This window comes from Alsobacter sp. SYSU BS001988 (assembly GCF_054796215.1).
In genome coordinates, this window is the sequence record NZ_JBTAMK010000001.1 from 910,706 (window position 1) to 930,528 (window position 19,823).

Here is a 19,823-nt window from a genome sequence, read left to right on the forward strand (position 1 = left end):
GCCCTCCTTGCCGCTTCCCCTCCGCCTGACGGCCGTCCTGCTGCTGCTGATGCTGGCGGGCTTCCCGTTCTACTGGATGTTCGTGACCTCGCTGACGCCGTCGTCGGAGCTGTTCGCCTCCACGCCGCGGCTGCTGCCGACCTGGAGCGAGACCGGCGTCTACAGCGACGCGTTCCGAACCGTGCCGGTGGCGACCTGGCTGGTGAACTCCCTGATCGTGGCGTCCGGCACCACCGTGCTGTCGCTGGCGATCGCGCTGTTCCCGGCCTATGCGCTGTCGCGGTTCCGCTTCGCCGGCAAGGGCCTGATGGGGCTGTCGCTGTTCGCCACCCAGATGCTGCCCGAGGCCATGCTGGTGGTGCCGCTCTACGCGCTCTTCGGCCAGTTCGGCATCCTCAACACGCTCTCGGCGCTGATCCTCGCCAACACCGCCTTCACGGTGCCGGTCGTGGTCTGGATCCTGAAGGGCGCCATCGACGGCGTGCCGGAGGAGATCGAGGAGGCCGCCCGGATCGACGGCTGCAGCCAGGCCGGCGTGGTGTGGCGCATCGTCCTGCCGCTGATCGCCCCGACGCTGGCGGCCGCGTCGGTGATCGCCTTCTTCCACGGCTGGAACGAGTACGTCTTCGCCCAGACGCTGGTGTCGAGCGAGAGCCTGCGCACCGCCTCGGTCGGTCTGGCGGGCTTCGTCGGCGAACTCTCGACGCCGATCCACACGGTCATGTCCATCGCGGTGATCTACACGGCGCCGGCCATCATCTTCTACCTGTTCGTCCAGAAATACGTCGTGAGCGGGATGACCGCCGGCGGCGTGAAAGGCTAGTCCGATGAAGATCACCGCTCTCGAGACGCTGCGCACCGATGAATTCGCCAACGTGCTGTGGGTCCGCGTCCACACCGACGCGGGCGTCGTCGGCCTCGGCGAAACCTTTTACGGCGCCGGAGCCGTGGAGGCGCACATCCACGACACGCTGGCGATGCGGTTGCTGGGCCGCAACCCGCTGCACATCGAGGCGATCCACAGGGAGATGCTCAACCTGCCGATGGCGCAGTCGTCCACGGGGGTCGAGCACCGCGCCGCCTCGGCGGTCGACATCGCGCTCTGGGACGTCTTCGGCAAGGTCTGCGGTCAGCCTGTGCATCAGATGCTGGGCGGCCTGTGCCGCGACAAGCAACGCATCTACAACACCTGCGCCGGCTACCGCTATGTGCGGTCCAACAACATCAAGCCTGTCTCGAACTGGAACCTGGACAGCCAGGATGGGCCCTATGAGGACCTCGTGGGCTTCATGACCCAGGCCGACGCCGTCGCCGAGAGCCTGCTCGAAAGCGGCATCTCGGCGATGAAGATCTGGCCTTTCGATCCCGCCGCGCAGGAGAACCAGGGTCTCTCCATCTCGGCCGAGCAGATGAAGAAGGCCATCGAGCCCTTCGAGAAGATCCGCAAGGCGGTGGGCGACCGCATGGAGATCATGGTCGAGTTCCATTCGCTGTGGAACCTGCCCGCCGCCATGCAGATCGCCCGGGCGCTCGAGCCCTATAAGCCGACCTGGTACGAGGACCCGATCCGGATGAACTCGCCGCAGGCGCTGGCCGAGTACGCGGCGTCCACCAACGTCTGGGTCTGCGCCAGCGAGACGCTCGGCACCCGCTACGCCTACAAGGAATATCTCGATCGGGGCGCCGCCCACGTGGTGATGGCCGACCTGTGCTGGACGGGCGGCCTCACGGAAGGCCGCAAGATCGCCGCCATGGCGGAGACCTATCACCGGCCCTTCGCGCCGCACGACTGCATCGGCCCGGTCGGCTTCATCGCGGCGATCCACGCTTCGTTCAGCCAGCCCAACACGCTGATCCAGGAAAGCGTGCGCGCCTTCTACACGGGCTGGTACAACGAACTCGTCACCACCATGCCGGTGATCAAGGACGGCTACGTCTATCCCATGGAAGGCCCGGGCCTGGGCGTCGAGCTGCTGCCCGCCGTCTTCGACCGGACGGACCTCACCGTTCGCCGCAGCAGCCTTTGAGGAGCTCGGACATGGGACCCGCTCTCTTTGACCTCACCGGCCGCACCGCCCTGGTGACCGGCTCCTCGCGCGGCCTCGGCCGCGCCATCGCGGATGGCCTCGCGGCCGCCGGAGCGTCGATCATCGTCAACGGCGTGGACCCGGTGCGCACGCGCGAAACGGCGGCGGCGTTCGTGGAGGCCGGCTACCAGGCTGACGCGGCTCCTTTCGACGTGACCTCGGAAGCCGCCGTCACGGCGGCGTTCGAGGATTTCGACGCCCGCGGGATCCAGGTCGACATCCTGGTCAACAACGCCGGCATCCAGTTCCGCAAGCCGATGGTGGACCTCGCCACGGAAGATTGGCGGCGGGTGATCGACACGAACCTCACCAGCGCCTTCGTGATCGGGCGGGAAGCCGCAAAGCGCATGATCCCGCGTGGCCGCGGCAAGATCATCAATATCGGCTCGCTCACCAGCGAACTCGCCCGGGCGACGGTCGCGCCCTACACGGTGGCGAAGGGCGGCGTCAAGATGCTGACCCGCGCCATGGCGGCCGAGTGGGCCGCCCACGGCCTGCAGGCCAACGCCATCGGGCCCGGCTACATGATCACCGACATGAACCAGGCCCTGCTCGACAATCCCGAGTTCGACGCCTGGGTGAAGAAGCGCACGCCGGCGGGCCGCTGGGGCAGGCCCGAGGAACTGATCGGCGCCGCCGTCTTCCTCGCCTCGCCGGCGTCCGACTACGTGAACGGGCAAATCATCTATGTCGACGGCGGCATGATCTCCGTCCTTTGACCGCCGGTTCCGACCGGGGCTGCGCCAAGGAGAATGCGCATGAAGATCGTCTTCCATGGCGAGAACGCCAGGAGCTTCCGCACTGGCATCGAGGCGCATCTCACAGGCCGCTACGAGATCCTCGAACTGTCGGATGCGCTCGAAAGCGAGGCCGAGCGGCAGCACTTCCGCACCGCCGAGGTGATCGTCGGGATCCGTCTCACTCCTTCGATGCCCCGCCCGGAGCGGCTGCGCCTCTACCAGGCCCCGGCCGCCGGCGTCGACCAGATCGACCGGAGCGCGCTCCCGCCCGGGTGCGCGCTATGCAACGCCTTCGGCCATGAGGACGCCATCGCCGAATACGTCATGACCGCCCTTCTGCTGCGCCACGCGCCTTTGCCGGACGCGGACGCCCGGTTGCGCCGTGGCGATTGGCGCTACTGGGCCGGCCGGCTCACGGGCCTCCGGACTGAACTCGGCGGAAGCGCCGTCGGCCTCCTCGGCTACGGGCACATCGGCAAGGCGATCGCCGCGCGCGCAAAGGCGTTCGGCATGCGGGTCACAGTCGCCAACCGCACGCAGGTGGCGATAGGGCCGAACGTGGATGAGAGTTATGGTCTCGAGGACCTCGACGCCTTCATGGGAAGCGCCGACGCCATCGTGGTCTCGCTGCCGCACACTCCCGCCACCACCGGCCTTGTCGGCGCGCCAGAGTTGGCCGCCATGCGGCCGGATGCGGTGATCCTCAATGTCGGGCGGGGTCCGGTCATCGCCGAGCAAGCGCTCTTCGACGCCCTGCGCAACGGCTCCATCGGCGGCGCCGTCATCGACACCTGGTACCGCTACCCCGACGCGAGCGATGACGGCCCCATGCCGGGCAATCTGCCCTTCGAGACCTTGCCCAATATTGTGATGACGCCCCACATGTCGGGCTGGACCGAGGGAACCATCAGGCGCCGCATGCAGACCATCGCCGAAAACATCGGCCGATTGGCTGGTGGGAACGCCCTCGTGAACTTGGTCCTGAACTAGCCCGAGTCCCGTGGGCGCCTTGGGCTTCCGCGCCGACGAGAGACAGACCGCTGAAAGCGGCCAAGTTCAAGCCTGGCGACGTTGCGTTCCCGAGCCGTCCATGAAGGACGGGTGGAGGCCCTGCAGGCGACCGGACCGCGACCCCGGCCGCCTATCGCGTTGGCCCTGTCCCGGAACGCAAAAACTCCCCGGCGCTGGGGGGCGTCGGGGAGTTTTGGGAGGGTTGGTTGCGGGGACGCGCAACCACCGAAGATTGAGTCTGACCTGCGCTGTTTGATCGTATGAATCCGACCAAGTGCAAACTCAGCCCGGCGCGATCAGGGAAAACGAACTGACGCTCGTCCAAGGGGGGCCGAGTTGGCTTGCGGCACATTCGGCGACTGCCCGAGCGAGCCGCTCGCGAGAATCAGCTGGTTAAGAGGTATGGCACACAAAAGCGAACATCACTCAAGCAGTTCGTCGGCGCGGGCTAGAATCGATGTTGGTATCTCCAAACCGAGCGCCGTGGCGGTCTTCATATTCAATATAAGCTCGTACTTGGACGGAGATTGCACAGGCAGATCCCCTGCATTTTCACCGTTTAGGATACGGTTTACATAAGAAGCAGCCCGCCGCCATTGGTCGAGGATGCTGGCGCCATAAGAAGCAAGACCTCCTTCGGCTACATAGTACCTAAAGCCATACAACGCAGGCCAGCGACGGCGCGCGGCGATCTGGATGATCCACTCACGATTGGCGGTAATCGGCCCGCCTGGAACTACCAACAGTGCAATATTCCGATCAGGCGGCACCCCGTCGAGCACGCGCCTCAAATCTTGGGTGTTATCAACGAAAGCGGAAGAAACGTCCACACCGTCGGCGCGCCCTTGCTCTTGCATAGCTATCACCATAGCGTGGTCGGTCGGGCTCGGATTCGCAAGCGCGAGAAAATGACTAGTTGCGGGGGACAACTCCCTTAAGATTTGAACCCATTTAGCGGGCAGGGCCGGATCAACGCCCATAAATCCGGTCGTATTTCGCCCAGGACGAGCAACTGCGTCGACGAGACCTGCCCGTACGGGATCCCCGATATTGACGAATATCAACGGTGTATTCGGGCTCTGCTTTTTTATTTCTTCAGCGTTGAGAGAAGGTACCGCAAGAACGACTTCCGGACGGGATGCAAGTAGCGCAGCCACTTGTGCCGAAATATGAATTGGATCGGATGCCGCCTTATACTCAATTTGTAGGTTCTGCCCCACTATCCAACCAAATTGCTCCAGCCCATGTTTAAGCGCGGTAAGTCGAGCTTGCGCTTCTGGATCCTGCTCAGGTATCTGCATGATGACGCCGATCCGGCGCACGTTGACCAACGGCTGAGCTGCGATGCCGCGCAGCGGCACTCCGACTGATGCTGCGCCGATTAGAAATAGAAATTTTCGCCGGATCACGTGCCTTCTCCATCCAGCAAAGCAGGAGCACCGTGAAGGCGCTGTTTGTGCACTAAGGTAACCCAGCCGTGTCTGGTGCATGACACTTTTTCCGAGCCGCATTCCCTCGAGTCCGTGGCTAGGCGCGGCCAACTAAGTGTGCACTGTCTCGCCAAATTTGCCCTCTATGCCGACCCATTATAACATGGTCGACTAATCCTTCGCCTTCGCCAAAAATACGCGATCGATCAAACTTTGACCAGGCCATGTGGTTCGCATCAGCAGCAATTCGGCCGGGCCGTGCGGGCGATCTCCGCCTGTAGCAGCTTCAGGCCGATTCGGGATATTCCAACACCAGTTGAGCAGCACGTCGCGGCGGATCTTAGGTGCCCGCATGGGGCTCACCGCCACCACCCCGACCAGCTCCGCCGATCGCCCGTTGCTCTCACCGCGCCACACGGCGTAAAACCCGCCGAGGCTCTAATCGCCGCTGGATGACAATTCGGTGGCAGGTCAAAACGGCACTAGGCGGAATATCGCGCAGCCAAGGTCCCACCGCTAACAACATCAAACCATCGGTGTGTGGCACATGACCCGAGCAGATGAGGTTTTGAAATGAGACGTCGGAAGGTCTTAGCGATTCTTGGGGCTATTCCGGTCCTTCTTGGTCAAGCAAAAGCGCAACCGCCTCGGATTCGCAAAATCGGTTTCCTTTGGACCTCTCCGAAGGACAGCTCTGAGGTTCCCCGTCGCTTAGCCCTTTTCGAAGATAAGTTGCGCAAGCTAGGCTGGAGAAAAGGTGAAAACCTTGATTTGATTTATCGGTGGAACACGGGCAACCCGGACTTCCGTGACCAGAACATCCGTGATGTCCTTGAAGCTGGCTGCGAGGTGGTTGGCGGTGGGAGCACTCCTGTAACGACCGCGTTTTTGAAGCAGACACAGACTGTGCCCTTTGTGTTCATCGGGGTCACTGACCCGGTTGCCAATGGCTTTGTCCAGAGTATCAGGAGGCCTGGTGGAAATGCGACGGGCTTTATAGATTTAGACTATTCAGTGAGCGGCAAGGCTCCACAGCTGCTCAAGGAGCTATCGCCGGATCTATCCTCGCTTTATGCTTTGTATAATCCGTCTACACAGCCCGTGGCCCAAGAATACTTAAGTCATATGGAACGGGCGGCAAATTCAATGCAGGTGCATTTGGTTCCCGCCCCAGTGAGGAACGTGGAGGAAATGACTCAAGTAATTGAAGATGCAGGCCAAGATAGGCGGTTTGGCGCTTGCGTACTCTCAGACGTGTTTATGCGGCTGAACCGCTACACACTGATCAAAGATGCTAACCGGTTGAAGGTGCCGGTCGTATATCCTGCGAGCTACTACGTTAAGGACGGAGGTCTCGTTTCATACGGGATCGCTATCGACGACTTCTGGCCACGTACGGCTGAGGTTATGCACCGAATCCTCCATGGAGAGAGGCCCAGCGAAATCCCAATTGAGCTACCAAGCAAGTTCGAACTGGGAATCAATATCAAGACCGCCGAAGCGATGGGGATGGCTATTCCGCCATCGGTTCTCGCCCGCGCGGACGATATCGTCGAATAAAGATTTTATCCTTGGTGTTCTTCATGACGTCGGCGGCGAGGGAGCCCATAAAGTTCCTTGCTCCTTGCGGGCCCCCGCGTCCTCATGCTGATGTCCACATCGGCTGGGATTGAGCTGCTCCCCGTTGTTGGACCGTCTGGCTGGGGCGCGGCGTTGTCGATGCGCGCGCCCCAGCGCCAGCCGCCGTACGTCGCCCTCGAAGTCCACGGCCCAAAGGGCGAGCTGGATCGACGGGTCGATGGCGCCGGGGCCGTCCACCCCGGCGGCGGCGTAGTCGAGCCCCTCGGCCGCCGCACAAGCTGCCGGCCTCGGCAATATTCCTGCCGCCCTCCCAAGAACGCTGGCGTGCCTTCCGGTTCCGCCAACGGCCGAAGACAGTCTTCCATCACAGCGATCCGTCGGTGAGCGTCGGTCGGGCCGTTAGGACAGGTCAGAGAGAATCCGGTCCCGGTATGACGGTCAGATTTGCACCGTGCACACACCGGATCGACGGCTATTCAATGACGTCGGCAGCACGGGCCGTCAATGAGAGAGGCAGTTCTACGCCCAATTCACGGGCCGTTCTGGCGTTGATGACCAGGTGGAGCTTCGTCAGCCGCATTATCGGAAGGTCTTCGGGCTTTGCTCCCCGAAGGACAGCATCGACCTGCGCCGACATCGCCTGCTGAACCAAGTCGTTCTGCACGCCGTAGCTGAGGAGTGCACCGTCACTAGCGAATTGAGTATGTTCCGCGAGCAATTGCAGCCCATGTTTAACGCCCATTTCGCCTATCAGCTTTCGATGCCCAATTGAGAACGGCGTGGCAACAACGTAAAGAAAGTTGAAGTCGTCGTTCTTTACAGACTGAAACATTGAATCAATATGTTCGGGATCGGTTTGGTGATTGTAAACGGCCCAAGCCACTCCTTGGCTCCGCGCTGCTTCATCTAGCTGGCCCGTCAGGCGCGCCAGAAACGTAGCATCGCCGCCGGCGCAATAAAGAACTGCGATTTTCTGGAAGCCGGGATCTAAATCTTTGAGCAGCTGGATACGTTTGCTGGCCAATTCGAGACTGAGGTCGGCGACGCCGGTCAGACGCCCTCCAGGAGAGGAGAGTGAAGTGACAAAGCCTTCGCCGACCGGATCCGGTGAGGACATCACGATGGGGATGGGCGACTTTGTCGCCAACAGGGCCCGAATACCCGGGCTGCTCTGAGTGACGAGCCGGTCGGGCAGTTGGTCAATGAGGCGGGCTGCCGAGTGCACTCCGGCTGACGCCGAGGAGCACCTCGCGCTTGACCGAGTTCGGGCTCTCGCCCAGGATATCAACGGATGTATGTCAGGTATCCGCCGCCCACGCGAGTGCAACTGATGGCTGGACTGCAATTGATCATTGCATTTATATTTTGTATTATTTGTCCTATCATCTCGGAGGCAGAAAGCAATGGCATTCGGAAAATCGGTGTAATTTCAGGATCTCCCACGAGTTATGGATCCTACCTTGCCGCTTGGCGTGAGGGGCTCCGAGACGCAGGACTGATTGAGGGAAGAGACTATTCCGTTAATTATTGCTGGACACAAGGCGATTTGCATTTGGTTAACGCGTGCGCTCACGAGCTGGCAACAAAACCCGTCGATGTGATATTCACGAGTGGAACAAACGAGGCGCTTGTAGCGAAGCGGGAGACATCAGAAATACCTATTGTGTTCACGGGCAGTTCGGATCCAGTGGCACTAGGACTTGTTCCGGCTTTGAACCGTCCTATCGGTAACGTTACCGGCGTGACCCGCCTGGCTCATTCGTTGGTATCCAAGAGGCTTGGGATTATAAAGCAACTCGTACCTGGATTGACGTCAGTTGCGCTACTTGTAAATCCAAACAATCCGAGCACAATCCAGGAAATTTCTGATGCAACTCGAACCACAGAAAACATGGGGCTGGCGCTTTTTGTAGAGCTCAGCGCACCAGTGACATTGAGGCGGCTTTCGAAGCTATGAAAGCAAGCCGTGCCGATGCAGTTCTGGTACCAGGGGATCCGTTCTTCAACACCGAGCGATGGCGGATCGCGGCGCTTGCTAAAAACCACCATTTGCCACTGATCAGCGCGTCGCGAGATCTCGTAGTCGCTGGCGGTCTGATAAGTTACGGCGCCAGCTACATTGCATCATACCGCCACGCTGGATTTTACGTGGCCCAAATTCTAAAAGGCGCCAAGCCGATTGATCTTCCTGTCTTTCAGTCTACTCGATTCGAACTAGCAATAAATCAGAGAACCGCTAATGAACTTGGCATCGATATACCGATGGAACTTCTTGCAATCGCGGAAGATACGATTGAGTAATTAGGATCACTTTCTAGCTTGGCTGGGTGATATCTAGACTGTTGTACCCGAAGGCGCACCATGTTTCCGCTACCCGATCTTCCTTGAGGCTTAGCGAGCTCGCCGCGCACTGATCCAACGATCCTGGGGGGCGGGCAAGCGAGGATCAGGTCATCGGCCGTCTGATTGGCGCCTTTTGGGCAGGCTCATGACCTTGCCCCCTCTGAATGGCCTCGTTCATCACCAGAGACCGTTCTGACCCTCTGCGAGTTTATCATGGGTCGCCCGCACCAGCAGCGATTCGGCCTGGGCCGCGCGGGCGACCTGCGCTTGGAGCAGCTTCAGGCCGAATTCGGGATATTCCAACACCAGTTCGAGAAGCACGTCGCGGCGTATCTTGAGCGCCCGGATCGGGCTCACCGCCACCACGGTGGCGAGCCGCCGCGAGCGCGTGAGCGAACCCATCTCGCCCACGATGGCATTCGGCTCGGTAAGCCCGAGCGACATGGGGCCGCCTTCGCCCGCGATGGTGACCTCGGCCTGGCCCGACAGGATGACGAGCGCGTCGTGCGCCTCGTCGCCCTGGCGCATCAGCACGTCCCGCGGCGCGAAGGCGACGCGCTGGCCCGTGAAGGCGAGGAGCTTCAGCCGCGCCGTCTCCAGCGAGGCGAGCAGCGGCACGGCGCGCAGCGCGCGCACCTCCTCCGACAGCGCGTCCAGGGCGGGCGGCTCCGCCGGCTGCGGGCCGGCCGCGCCCGTGCGCACCTTGGCGCGCCCGGCCCGCAGCTCCACCACATGCTCGAACCCGGCCGCATGCGGGTCCGCGCCTCGGCCAAAGGAGACCACGAGCGTGCGGCCCCGCATGACCTCGCGCACGCTGGACAGGATGCGGGCGCCCTGGGCCTCCCCGAACGCGGAGAGCGCGCCGTCGATCACCAGCACCCAGGGGCGTTTCAGGAGGCAGCGCGCCAGGGACAGCGCCGCCCGCTGCGGCGGGTAGAGCTTGCGGCCGCCATGCCCGATTGGCTGATCGAGGCCGACCGCCAGGATGGCGATGTCGAGGCCGCTCTCGGCCAGCGCCGCGTCGACGGCGGCGGAGAGGCGCTCCTCGGCGGAGGGCGCTTCGGAGACGACGCGGCCGAAAAGCAGGTTGTCGCGGATGCTGGAGCCGCGCGAATAGGCGTGCGGATCATAGGGCGTCACCGGAAAGCCGCTGGCGGCGGCCGCCTCGGCCATGGCAGGCCGCGCCGCCAAGATCCGGGCCTTCAACTCGTCCCCGAGCAGGCCCAGGCGATGCTGCGGCTCGGCGTAGCGCAGCGCGAGGCGCAGCTGCGCCAGCCGGTCCTCCTGCGTGCGGCGGCCCGACCGGGCCCTGGCGATGCCCCGGCGGTACTCGTCGAGCGCGGCGGCGGAAACGAACGAAAAGCGCTGGAACAGCAGGCTGTCGGGCCCGAGGCCCGCGAAGACCTCGACCAGCGTGGAGGCGAGCCCGAGCCCCACCTCCTCCAGGCCATCGCGCAGGCGCAGGCGCTCCAGCGCGCCGGTGAGGGCGACCAGCAGCTCCGGCGTCAGCTCGCCGCCGCCGGGCGGCGGGCCGAACAGCAGGTTCTCGCGGATGGTCAGGTGGTCGCAGTAGCGCCCGCCGTCGAAGCGCTCAATCAGGTCGCCGGCCCCGCTGCGGCGTAACTGCTCGGCCACCAGGGGGCGGGCCGCGACGACCCGGGCCGCGAGCTCCGGCGTGGCCGCGTCGTCAACGCGCGCGCCCAGCGCCAGCCGCCGCACGTCGCCCTCGAAGTCCACGGCCCTTAGAACGACCCGGATCGCCGCGTCGATGGCGCCGGGGCCCTCCACCCCGGCGGCGGCGTAGTCGAGCCACTCGGCCTGCGGCTGGCGCTCTACGGGCCGCCGCCGTAGCGCATAGATCAGGTTGTCGCGAATGGAGCCCTCAAAAATCGCCGTGTCCTGCCCGGCATATGCGAAGGCGCGACCCAGCAGGTCGGTACCCAAATCCTCTAGAGGGTGGCCCGCGACGCTGACACTCCCGGATGCCGGAGGGATCCGGCCGGCAATCACCCGCGCCAAGGCGCTGGCCGCCTCCGGGGGGCCACAGAGCGCCACCTCAGCGCCAAGTGGCAGCTCAAGGGTGACCCCGTCCAAGCTCCTATCGCCGCCCGACATGTCGAAAGTGACGCCCCGCACCGTAATGGAGCCGGCCGAGAGGTCGGGGGGAACGGGCCACGCGACCGGGGCAAACCGCACCGGCGCCGCCGAGAATTGTTCCAGCACCTGCTGGAACTTTACTTCCACATCCAGACGCTGCTGGTCCCAGTCGATCAGCTCCTTCACGGGCGGCGGCAAGTCGCGATAGGCCGCGATCACCGCCACGAGCTGGCCGATGGCCAGGTCGCCCCGCAGCGCGAAGTAGCCGCCGAGCGAGTAGAACAAGAAAGGGGTGAGCTGCGCCAGCAGGCCATTGGCGAACTTGGCCGCAAATTTGCGCCCGTACAGCTGGTAGCGGATGAGGAACAGATCCTCGAGACGGGTCGCGATGCGGTCCATCTCGAACGAGGCGGCGCCGTGGTTGCGCACTTCGTCGAGCCCCTCCACGACCTCGCCGATGCTGCCGGCCAGGGCGCGCGACTTCAGCTGCCGCAGCCGGCTGAGCCGCAGCTGCTCGCGCCGCATCCGCGGAATGATGAGCGCCTGCACGGCCACGAGCGTCGCGGCGCAGACGCCCAGGGCAAGGTTCTGGACGAAGATAAACCCCAGAGCGGTAAGGGCCTGGCCTCCCAGGAATAGCGGCTGGATGAACGCGTCGCCCACGAATCCGCCGATAGGCTCCACCTCGTCCTTGATGATGGTGGCGGCCTCCGACGCCTTCATGCGGCGCCCGTCGTCGGCCCCGCCCGCCACCAGTGCGCTGAAGAGCTCGAAGCGCAGCGACTGAAGAACGCGCTCCCCCAGCGCGCCCTTGCGCATGTTGATCACGTATTTGAACGCGCCGTTGATGAGCACGAGGAGCAGGAACACGGCGCTGAGCGCGAACAGGTAGCCGGTGCGGTCCAGCTCGAAGCCCTCGAACAGGACCGCCCCGTTCCAGGGCGCGACGATGCGAAACAGCGGCGCGGTCGCGCGCCCGGCGAAGGCGCGGCCCTGGATGGCGTTGCTGACGATCTGCTTGGGAATGTCCAGCGACGCGTAATAGAAGGGCAGCGAGGCCAGCACCACCAGGAGCACGCGAACTTGTTCAGCCCGGCTGCGCCGCCAGATATACTCGAACAGCCTCTCGGTGCGGCCCGCGGCGTCGCGGAACGAGGGCTGCGGCTGCGCCACGGCTTGCTCGGCCAAACGAGTGCGGAACGTCGCAATGGGGGTGCTCATCAAGTAGGTGGGCCCATTTTGCGTGGCTCGCGCCTCTGTTTGAGTGCCGATTACTCAACGCGCAAGTACCAAAAAGTTGGATCTTTTCTAAGCTGTTTAGAAACGCAAGTCGACATGCTCAGGCGGGAGAGATAGCCGTAGCCGAAGGCGGCTCATGTGACTTTCCCGTACAAATTGTGTGAGATCTAGTCGGCCAAGGCGACAAGCCTACCCTGATAGTAATCTCTACATGCCGCGCCGTTCGAAAATTCAGCGATCCGCCAGTTTTTGTCGATCGGCCCGTTAGGGCAGGTCGGTCAGAGGAAAGCAATCTATCCGGTTGCGAAGGTCTCAGCCGGTTCTTATCTCGACGAAGGCGCGGTCCGGCATGACGTCGGAATTGCACGCTGCACAAACCGGGGTTCGACGGCTATTCAACAATGTCGTCAGCACGGGCCATCAACGAGAGGGGCACCTCTACCCCCAATTCTCGGGCCGTCCTGCCATTGATGACCAGGTGGAGCTTTGTCACCCGCATAATCGGGAGGTCTTCGGGCTTTGCTCCCCGCAGGACAGCATCCACCTGCGTCGACATCGCCTGCTGAACCGAATCGTTCTGCACGCCGTAGCTGAGGAGTGCACCGTCAATGGCGAATTGAGGATGTTCCGCGAGCAATCGCAGCCCATGTTTCACGCCCATTTCGCCGATCAGCTTTCGATGTCCAATTGAGAAAGTCGTGGCAACAACGTAAAGATAGTTGAAACCGGCGTTCTTTACAGTCTGAAACACTGAATCGATATTCTCGGGTTCGGTCTGGTGATAGTAGACGGTCCAAGCCACTCCTTGAATCCGCGCTGCTTCATCGAGTTGGCCCGTCAGGCGCGCTAGAAAGGTAGCGTCGCCGCCAGCGCGATAAAGGACGGCGATCTTCCGAAAATCGGGGTCTAAATCTTTGAGCAGCTGGATCCGTTTGCTGGCCAATTCGAGACTGAGGTCGGCAACGCCGGTTAGGCGTCCTCCAGGAGAGGCGAGAGAAGTGACAAATCCTTCGCCGACCGGATCCGGCGAGGACATCACGATGGGGATGGGCGACTTTGTCGCCAACAGGGCCCGAATACCAGGGCTGCTCTGGGTGACAAGCACGTCCGGCCGCTGGGCCACGAGACGGGCTGCGGCGTCTGGGAGAGCGGAGAGCCGCCCTTCGGCGGATGCGCAAACGACCTGAATACTTTTTGCCTGAACCCATCCCAGCTGCGTCAGCGCCTTTGTGAGGGCGTCGTCGTCGCCGAACATGTCGTCTTGGGGGCAAGGATCCGTCAATAACAGACGGCCAAGTCGCTTGGTCTGGTCCGCATGGGACAGAGTCGCTGCTGAGACACAGACAACAGCCGCCAGCAAGCTCAGGAAAGGTCGGCGTAACGACCGTCGACGAGTTTCATCGTGATGCGATCCCATCGCCTTCCTGCGTTCTGCTGGAGTGACCTTGCCGCAGAGACGGGCCAAGGACATTTAATCAATAGGTACCCTATTCACTGAAACCAGAAAAGACCCACTCGGTCCCGTCACGTCTCATTAGCGGCGCTGCGCGACCCTCCAGGCTGCGCGCGTTGGGTTCGCCTCTGCGGCCTTTCGGCGTGCACAGTGCGGGTATCGGCCAAGCTGAACCTCGCTATACTGTTGTGACGTCAACCGGAGCAATGCATGCGGCGTCGAGACGCGATCCTCAGTCTCCTTGTGGCAGCTGTGGCATCGCCAGCCCGTGCCCAAGGCCTTCCGGTCGTCGGGTTTCTGGGGAGCGAATCCCCCGAAGCTTGGAAGTCGCGCACCGACGCGTTCCTGGCGGGCCTCGCCGACGCTGGCGTGCCCGAAGGCCTCCGAGTGACCATCCAGTACCGATGGGCCCATGGCAACAACGCCCGGCTCGAGAGCCTCGCGAAGGAGCTGATCGCGGCCAAGGTCGACGTGCTCGTCACTCTCGGCAACACTCAGTCGGCGGTCATCGCCAAGCGGGTCGCAGGGACCACGCCCGTCGTCGTCCGGCTCGCCGGCGATCCCGCGGCGTTGGGCCTCGTCGAAAGCCTCGGCCGGCCAGGCGGAAACGTCACGGGATGGACGACCCTGGGCGGCGAGATCGGCCCCAAGCAGCTCGAGTTGATGCGCGAGGTGCTGCCCATCGGCGCCGTCGTCGGGATCCTCGTCAATCCAACCAACCCGCTGTTGGCGGATCGGCAATCTGTTGCCGTGCCGGAGGCAGCACGTCACCACGGCTTCGTGCCAAAGCTCGTGCGCGCCAGCACTGACGCGGAGATCACCGCCGCCTTCGCCGAACTCGCCGGAGCCGGTGCGCGCGGACTGCTGATCGGCGCCGACACCTTCTTCAACAGCCGCAACGACAAGATTGCCGCGGCGTCGAACGCGAATCGCCTCGTCTCGGTCTCGGCCTATCGGGAGTTCGCAGTCGCGGGCGGGCTGATCAGCTATGGGGGAAGCGTGCCTGCCGCCTCGCGAGAGGTCGGGCGCACCGTGGCCCGTATACTCAGGGGCGAAAAGCCGGCCGACGTGCCCTTTCAGCAGATAACCACGCTGGAACTCGTCGTGAACCAGCGGACGGCCCAGGCCATCGGGTTGAACCTGCCGCTCTCTCTCATCGCCCGCGCCGACGAGATCCTGGAATGATTATTGTCCAGCGCATCGGCATAACACCCCTGGCTGCCGTGATCGAGATAGCCGAAATGGCTCAGAACGCTTCGCGCTCTGCCGCGCAGGCGGGTGTCCGGTCGGCCGCCGTCCGGCCTGTCTTCAGCCTCAGCGAGGCGTCACGCGCCCTCGGGCTAGGGATCCACTTTCGCGGTATCGAGCTTCCACGCTCAGACGAGGCCATCGAATGACGGCGCTGCCCGTCGAGCACCGCACCACGCCGGCCGCCCCGCCGCCCCTTGGGCGGTCCGAACCGCTGCGGCCGCTGCGCCGCAGGCTCTCTCTTGCGCCGAAGTTCGCCCTAGCCTTCCTCGGCTTGGTGTCTGCCGTCCTCGTCGTGAACGGCGTCATCGATATGGCGCTCTCCTGGCGTGAGGCGCAGGACAACGCCGTGCGTGTTCAGCAGGAGAAGGCCGATGCTGCCTCCGAGCGCGTGGCCCAATTCATCGGCGAAATCGAGCGACAGATCGGCTGGACGACGCGCGCAGAGTGGGCTCGCGTCTCGGTCGAGCAGCGCCGCTACGACTTCATCCGGCTGCTACGCCAGGCTCCTGCAATTACCGAGTTGATCCAGGTCGACGCTCGGGGTCGGGAGCAGCTCAAGCTGTCCCGCCTCGAGCCCGACGTGATCGGGTCCGGGCTCGACCTGTCGGGCGATCCGCGGGTCGTCGGCACGATGCGCGACCGCCTCTGGTACGGGCCGGTGACCTTCCGACGGGGGTCCGAGCCTTACATGGCCTTGGGGGCGTTACATGCCGGGCGCAATGCCGGCGCTACGATCGCCGACGTCAACCTCAAGCTAGCTTGGGACGTTATCACTTCCATTCGCGTCGGCCAGACCGGCTACGCCTTCGTTACCGACCAGCGCGGCCGCCTGATCGCCCATCCGGACATGAGCCTCGTCCTGCGCGACACCGATATGTCGCGGCTGCCCCAGGTCCGGGCCGCCGTGACCGCCCTGGCCCAAGGCACTGCTGACAAGCCGCAGGTGACCGACGGCGCTGGCGTCGGCGGGGCCGGGGAACTCTCAGCCTACGCGGTCGTGCCGCGACTCGGGTGGATCGTCTTCGTTGACCTGCCGCGCAAGGAGGCGATGGCGCCGGTTTGGAAGGCGCTCTACCAGACATTAGCCCTGATGTTGCTCGGCGTGGTGCTCGCCGGAGCCGCGGGAGCCTGGCTCGCCCGACGCATGGCCGCGCCGATCCGCGTTCTCCAGGAAGGTGCCGTGCGCATCGGCGGCGGCGATCTCGGCCAGCGCATTGCGGTAACAACGGGCGATGAGCTTCAGTCGCTGGCCGACCAGTTCAACGAAATGGCCCACCGGCTCGGGGAGAGCTATGCCGACCTCGAGCGGAAGGTGGGGGAGCGCACCCGCGAGCTCGACCTCGCCTTGCAGCAGCAGACCGCGACCGCCGACGTGTTGAAGGTGATCAGCCGCTCGGCCTTCGAGTTGCAGTCCGTCTTCGACACGCTGACGGAATCTGCGACACAGCTCTGTCTGGCCGACCATGGGCTCATCTTCCTGCGCGAGGGCGAGCATTACCACGCGAAGGCGACCTCCAATTGCTCGAAGGAGTTCCTGGATTTCCTCAAGGCCCATCCGCCCGAGGCCGCCCACCAGACGATCGTGCCGCGGGTCATTCGGTCCAGCGCGACGGTTCACATCCCCGACCGCTGGGCGGACCCGGAGTACAGCTTCCCGGGAAGCGAGGCCTACGCCGAAGGCAACGCCCGCGCGCTACTCGGCGTGCCGCTGCTCCGCAACCATACCGTGGAAGGCATTCTGGTGCTGATTCGCCGCCGGGCAGAGCCGTTCACTGAGCGGCAGATCGAGGTCAGCCAGACCTTCGCCGACCAAGCGCTGATCGCCGTCGAGAACGCCCGGCTTGTCGAGAGCCTGCACGAGCGGACCCGGCTCCTCTCCGAGCAGTCCGAGCAGCTGCGGCTTGCGAGCCAGCACAAGTCGCAGTTCCTGGCCAATATGAGCCACGAGCTGCGCACGCCTCTCAACGCAATCCTGGGCTATACTGAGTTGATTCTGGACGACATCTATGGCCCAATCCCCGACAAGGTCCGTTCGACGCTGGACCGGGTGCAGACCAACGGTCACCATCTCCTGGGCTTGATCAACGACGTCCTAGACCTCTCCAAGATCGAGGCCGGCCAGCTCCAGCTCAGCCTTGGCGTTTATTCCGTGAAGGAACTCATCTACCACGTGTTCAGCGCCGTCGAGTCGCTGGCCGCGGCCAAGGGCATCGCGCTGAAGGTGGAGATGGCATCGGACATCGGGGTGGCCCATGGCGACGAGCGCCGCCTCAATCAGGTGTTGCTGAACCTCGTCGGCAATGCCATCAAGTTCACAGCCGAGGGAGAGGTCGTCATCACCGCATCGGCGCAAGCCGACCATCTTCTCCTGTCGGTGCGGGACACCGGGCCCGGCATTGCCGAGGCGGACCAGGCCAAGATTTTCGAGGAGTTCCAGCAGGCCGATTCCTCGACCACCAAGGAAAAGGGCGGGACCGGGCTTGGCCTCGCGATTGCACGCCGGATCGTCGAGATGCATGGCGGCCGGCTCTGGGTGGAGTCAGCCCTGGGAGCCGGCGCCACGTTTTTCGTGCAGACACCTTTGCGGACAATTGAACCGGGCGAGGGGGCGTAATGCGGCACATTCTCGTGGTCGAGGACCAGCCCGACAACCGGCAGATCCTGCGCGACCTGTTGGGCGCCGCGGGGTACGAGCTCACTGAGGCCGAGAATGGCCGCGACGCGCTCGAGGCGGTGGCGCAGCGCCGGCCCGACCTCATCCTCATGGACATCCAGCTGCCGATTATGGACGGCTACGAGACGACGCGACAGATCAAGGCCATGCCCGAGATGCAGGGTGTGCCCATCATCGTGGTCACCTCCTATGCGCTCAGCGGCGACGAGGACAAGGCCCGCGCCGCCGGCTGCGACGACTACGTCACCAAGCCCTACAGCCCGCGCCAGCTCCTGGCGAAGGTGCGCCAGTACCTTCCCTGAGCGGCCCGCCACGACCATGCACCATCCCCCGCGCATCCTCATCGTCGACGACAACGAGACGAACCGGGACATCTTCGTCACCCGGCTCGGGCTCTACGGTTACGAGCTGCTCCAGGCCGCTGACGGCGAGGAGGCGCTCCAGGCAGTTGCGGAGCACCGCCCGGACCTGATTCTGCTGGACGTCATGATGCCGAAAATCGACGGCATCGAGGTGTGCCGTCGCCTCAAAGCCGACGCCTCCCTTCCCTTCACGCCCATCATTCTCGTGACCGCCAAGGCCGACAGCCGCGACGTCGTCACGGGGCTGGAAGCTGGCGCCGAGGAGTACCTGACCAAACCCATCGACCAGATGAGCCTGGTCGCGCGCGTCAAGTCGATGCTGCGCATTAAGGAGCTGCACGACCGCGTCAGCACCCAGGCGGGCGAACTCGCCCATTGGAACCGGACGCTGGAGGAGCGTGTCCGTGCGCAGCTCGCGGACCTGGAGCGCCTTGGCCGGCTGCGCCGCTTCCTGTCGCCCCAGATCGCCGAGGCGGTGCTGGCGAAGGGCGACGAAAGCGTCCTCGGGAGCCATCGCCGCGACGTCGCGATCCTTTTCTGCGACGTGCGCGGCTTTACCGCCTTTTCCGAGCTTGCCGAGCCGGAGGAGGTGATGGCCTTTCTGCGCGAGTACCACGCCGCGGTCGGGCCGATCATCCATGCCCACGAGGGCACAATCGAGCGCTTCACCGGAGACGGCCTGATGGTGATCTTCAACGATCCCATGTGCTGCCCCGAGCCATCGCTGGTTGCCGTCAGCGCCGCGGTCGCCATGCGCCGCGCCGTGCAGGAGCGGCTCGCCCGCTGGCGTCGGCAAGGCCATGAGCTTGGCCTTGGCATGGGGGTCGCCTACGGATACGCGACGCTTGGCCAGATCGGCTTCGAGGGTCGCTCCGACTACGCCGCGGTCGGCACGGTGGTGAACGTCGCCGCTCGCCTCTGCGGCGAGGCCGCCGACGGCCAGATCCTCGTCGAGGGCAAGGTGTTCGGCGCGATCGAAGGCCACGCCGAAGTGGAGCCCGCCGGCGAACTTTCGCTGAAGGGCCTCCACCGGGCGCTGCGCGCCTACAACGTTGTCGACATCAACGTGCCGACGTCCTGAGGGGCGACTGTGCCACGACCTCGTCGGCCCGGGCCACAACCGCTAGTGGCACCTCAATGCCGAGCTGTTAGCTCCGCGGTCGAACTCGGAATCTGCGTAAGGCAATTCGGTCGCGCGCTAAGCGCGAGGTCGCCTAGCCACGCGACCACTATTCAATAATTTCATCTGCTTGCCCGATCAACGAGTAGGGTACCTCAAGGCCAAGTTTTTTCGCTGATTTCATATTAATAACGAACTGGAACTTGGTCGGAGCCTGAACGGGCATCTCACTAACAGAGGCACCCCGAAGTATTTGATCGATGTAGCCAGCGGATCGAATATATAGGTCATCAACACTGACACCGTACGACATCAATCCCCCTGACTCGGCGAAATGGTCGTGTCCCACGGAGTGGTGTAGCTGGCCTGGCTGGCACAGCGTCCTCGGGCAGAGCCGAGTCTGTCAGGCTGCCGCCACGGGCAGGATGACGGTGG

The 19,823-nt window shown here is 63.7% G+C and carries 15 protein-coding genes and 1 pseudogene; 11 read left to right on the top strand and 5 right to left on the bottom strand.

Features of this window, described 5'->3' with window-relative positions:
* Nucleotides 1-49 precede the first annotated feature (49 nt).
* From ACYVO7_RS03890 to ACYVO7_RS03905, 4 genes are read left to right on the top strand one after another with little or no spacing between them, the layout of a single operon-like run.
* Nucleotides 50-823 carry a carbohydrate ABC transporter permease gene (locus ACYVO7_RS03890; protein ID WP_460448556.1) on the top strand — a complete coding sequence of 258 codons (774 nt, stop codon included), beginning with the start codon at nt 50-52 and terminating at the stop codon, nt 821-823.
* A gap of 4 nt (nt 824-827) precedes the next feature.
* Complete coding sequence (locus ACYVO7_RS03895) at nt 828-2,027, top strand: mandelate racemase/muconate lactonizing enzyme family protein (protein WP_460448511.1); 1,200 nt, start codon at nt 828-830, stop codon at nt 2,025-2,027.
* 11 nt (nt 2,028-2,038) lie between these two features.
* Nucleotides 2,039-2,806 carry an SDR family oxidoreductase gene (locus ACYVO7_RS03900; protein ID WP_460448512.1) on the top strand — a complete coding sequence of 256 codons (768 nt, stop codon included), beginning with the start codon at nt 2,039-2,041 and terminating at the stop codon, nt 2,804-2,806.
* Nucleotides 2,807-2,845: 39 nt separating this feature from the next.
* Nucleotides 2,846-3,817 (top strand): 2-hydroxyacid dehydrogenase, encoded by a 972-nt coding sequence (locus ACYVO7_RS03905; RefSeq protein ID WP_460448513.1) that lies wholly within the window; start codon nt 2,846-2,848, stop codon nt 3,815-3,817.
* Between the two features lie 443 nt (nt 3,818-4,260).
* On the opposite strand, the gene ACYVO7_RS03910 is transcribed toward ACYVO7_RS03905, so the two are convergent.
* Nucleotides 4,261-5,247 carry an ABC transporter substrate-binding protein gene (locus ACYVO7_RS03910; protein ID WP_460448514.1) on the bottom strand — a complete coding sequence of 329 codons (987 nt, stop codon included), beginning with the start codon at nt 5,245-5,247 and terminating at the stop codon, nt 4,261-4,263.
* A gap of 594 nt (nt 5,248-5,841) precedes the next feature.
* Here ACYVO7_RS03910 and ACYVO7_RS03915 point away from each other — a divergent pair.
* Nucleotides 5,842-6,828: an ABC transporter substrate-binding protein gene (locus tag ACYVO7_RS03915; RefSeq protein WP_460448515.1), complete on the top strand. Its 987-nt coding sequence runs from the start codon at nt 5,842-5,844 to the stop codon at nt 6,826-6,828.
* 493 nt (nt 6,829-7,321) lie between these two features.
* Here ACYVO7_RS03915 and ACYVO7_RS03920 read toward each other — a convergent pair whose 3' ends face one another.
* Nucleotides 7,322-8,074, bottom strand: coding sequence for an ABC transporter substrate-binding protein (locus ACYVO7_RS03920; protein ID WP_460448516.1), 753 nt, complete (start codon nt 8,072-8,074; stop codon nt 7,322-7,324).
* 105 nt (nt 8,075-8,179) lie between these two features.
* On the opposite strand from ACYVO7_RS03920, the pseudogene ACYVO7_RS03925 reads away from it, so the two are divergent.
* Nucleotides 8,180-9,150, top strand: a pseudogene (locus ACYVO7_RS03925) (ABC transporter substrate-binding protein).
* A gap of 219 nt (nt 9,151-9,369) precedes the next feature.
* Here ACYVO7_RS03925 and ACYVO7_RS03930 read toward each other — a convergent pair.
* Nucleotides 9,370-12,462, bottom strand: a complete 3,093-nt coding sequence (locus ACYVO7_RS03930) for a cyclic nucleotide-binding domain-containing protein (protein WP_460448517.1) — start codon at nt 12,460-12,462, stop codon at nt 9,370-9,372.
* Nucleotides 12,463-12,919: 457 nt separating this feature from the next.
* Nucleotides 12,920-13,783 carry an ABC transporter substrate-binding protein gene (locus ACYVO7_RS03935; protein WP_460448518.1) on the bottom strand — a complete coding sequence of 288 codons (864 nt, stop codon included), beginning with the start codon at nt 13,781-13,783 and terminating at the stop codon, nt 12,920-12,922.
* Between the two features lie 408 nt (nt 13,784-14,191).
* Here ACYVO7_RS03935 and ACYVO7_RS03940 point away from each other — a divergent pair, with 408 nt between their 5' ends.
* Genes ACYVO7_RS03940 through ACYVO7_RS03960 form a run of 5 tightly spaced genes read left to right on the top strand, consistent with a single transcriptional unit; the run spans nt 14,192 to nt 19,349 of the window.
* Nucleotides 14,192-15,166 (top strand): ABC transporter substrate-binding protein, encoded by a 975-nt coding sequence (locus tag ACYVO7_RS03940; protein ID WP_460448519.1) that lies wholly within the window; start codon nt 14,192-14,194, stop codon nt 15,164-15,166.
* Nucleotides 15,163-15,378: a hypothetical protein gene (locus ACYVO7_RS03945; RefSeq protein WP_460448520.1), complete on the top strand. Its 216-nt coding sequence runs from the start codon at nt 15,163-15,165 to the stop codon at nt 15,376-15,378. The genes ACYVO7_RS03940 and ACYVO7_RS03945 overlap by 4 nt, the downstream gene beginning before the upstream one ends.
* Nucleotides 15,375-17,846, top strand: a complete 2,472-nt coding sequence (locus ACYVO7_RS03950; protein ID WP_460448521.1) for an ATP-binding protein — start codon at nt 15,375-15,377, stop codon at nt 17,844-17,846. Before ACYVO7_RS03945 ends, ACYVO7_RS03950 begins: the two co-directional genes overlap by 4 nt.
* Nucleotides 17,846-18,208: a response regulator gene (locus tag ACYVO7_RS03955; RefSeq protein WP_460448522.1), complete on the top strand. Its 363-nt coding sequence runs from the start codon at nt 17,846-17,848 to the stop codon at nt 18,206-18,208. Before ACYVO7_RS03950 ends, ACYVO7_RS03955 begins: the two co-directional genes overlap by 1 nt.
* 16 nt (nt 18,209-18,224) lie before the next feature.
* A complete protein-coding gene (locus tag ACYVO7_RS03960) occupies nt 18,225-19,349 on the top strand; it encodes an adenylate/guanylate cyclase domain-containing protein (protein ID WP_460448523.1) in 1,125 nt (374 codons plus the stop codon).
* A 148-nt stretch (nt 19,350-19,497) separates the two neighbouring features.
* Here ACYVO7_RS03960 and ACYVO7_RS03965 read toward each other — a convergent pair whose 3' ends face one another.
* Entirely contained in the window at nt 19,498-19,737 is a 240-nt protein-coding gene (locus ACYVO7_RS03965) for an ABC transporter substrate binding protein (RefSeq protein ID WP_460448524.1), read from the bottom strand.
* Nucleotides 19,738-19,823 lie beyond the last annotated feature (86 nt).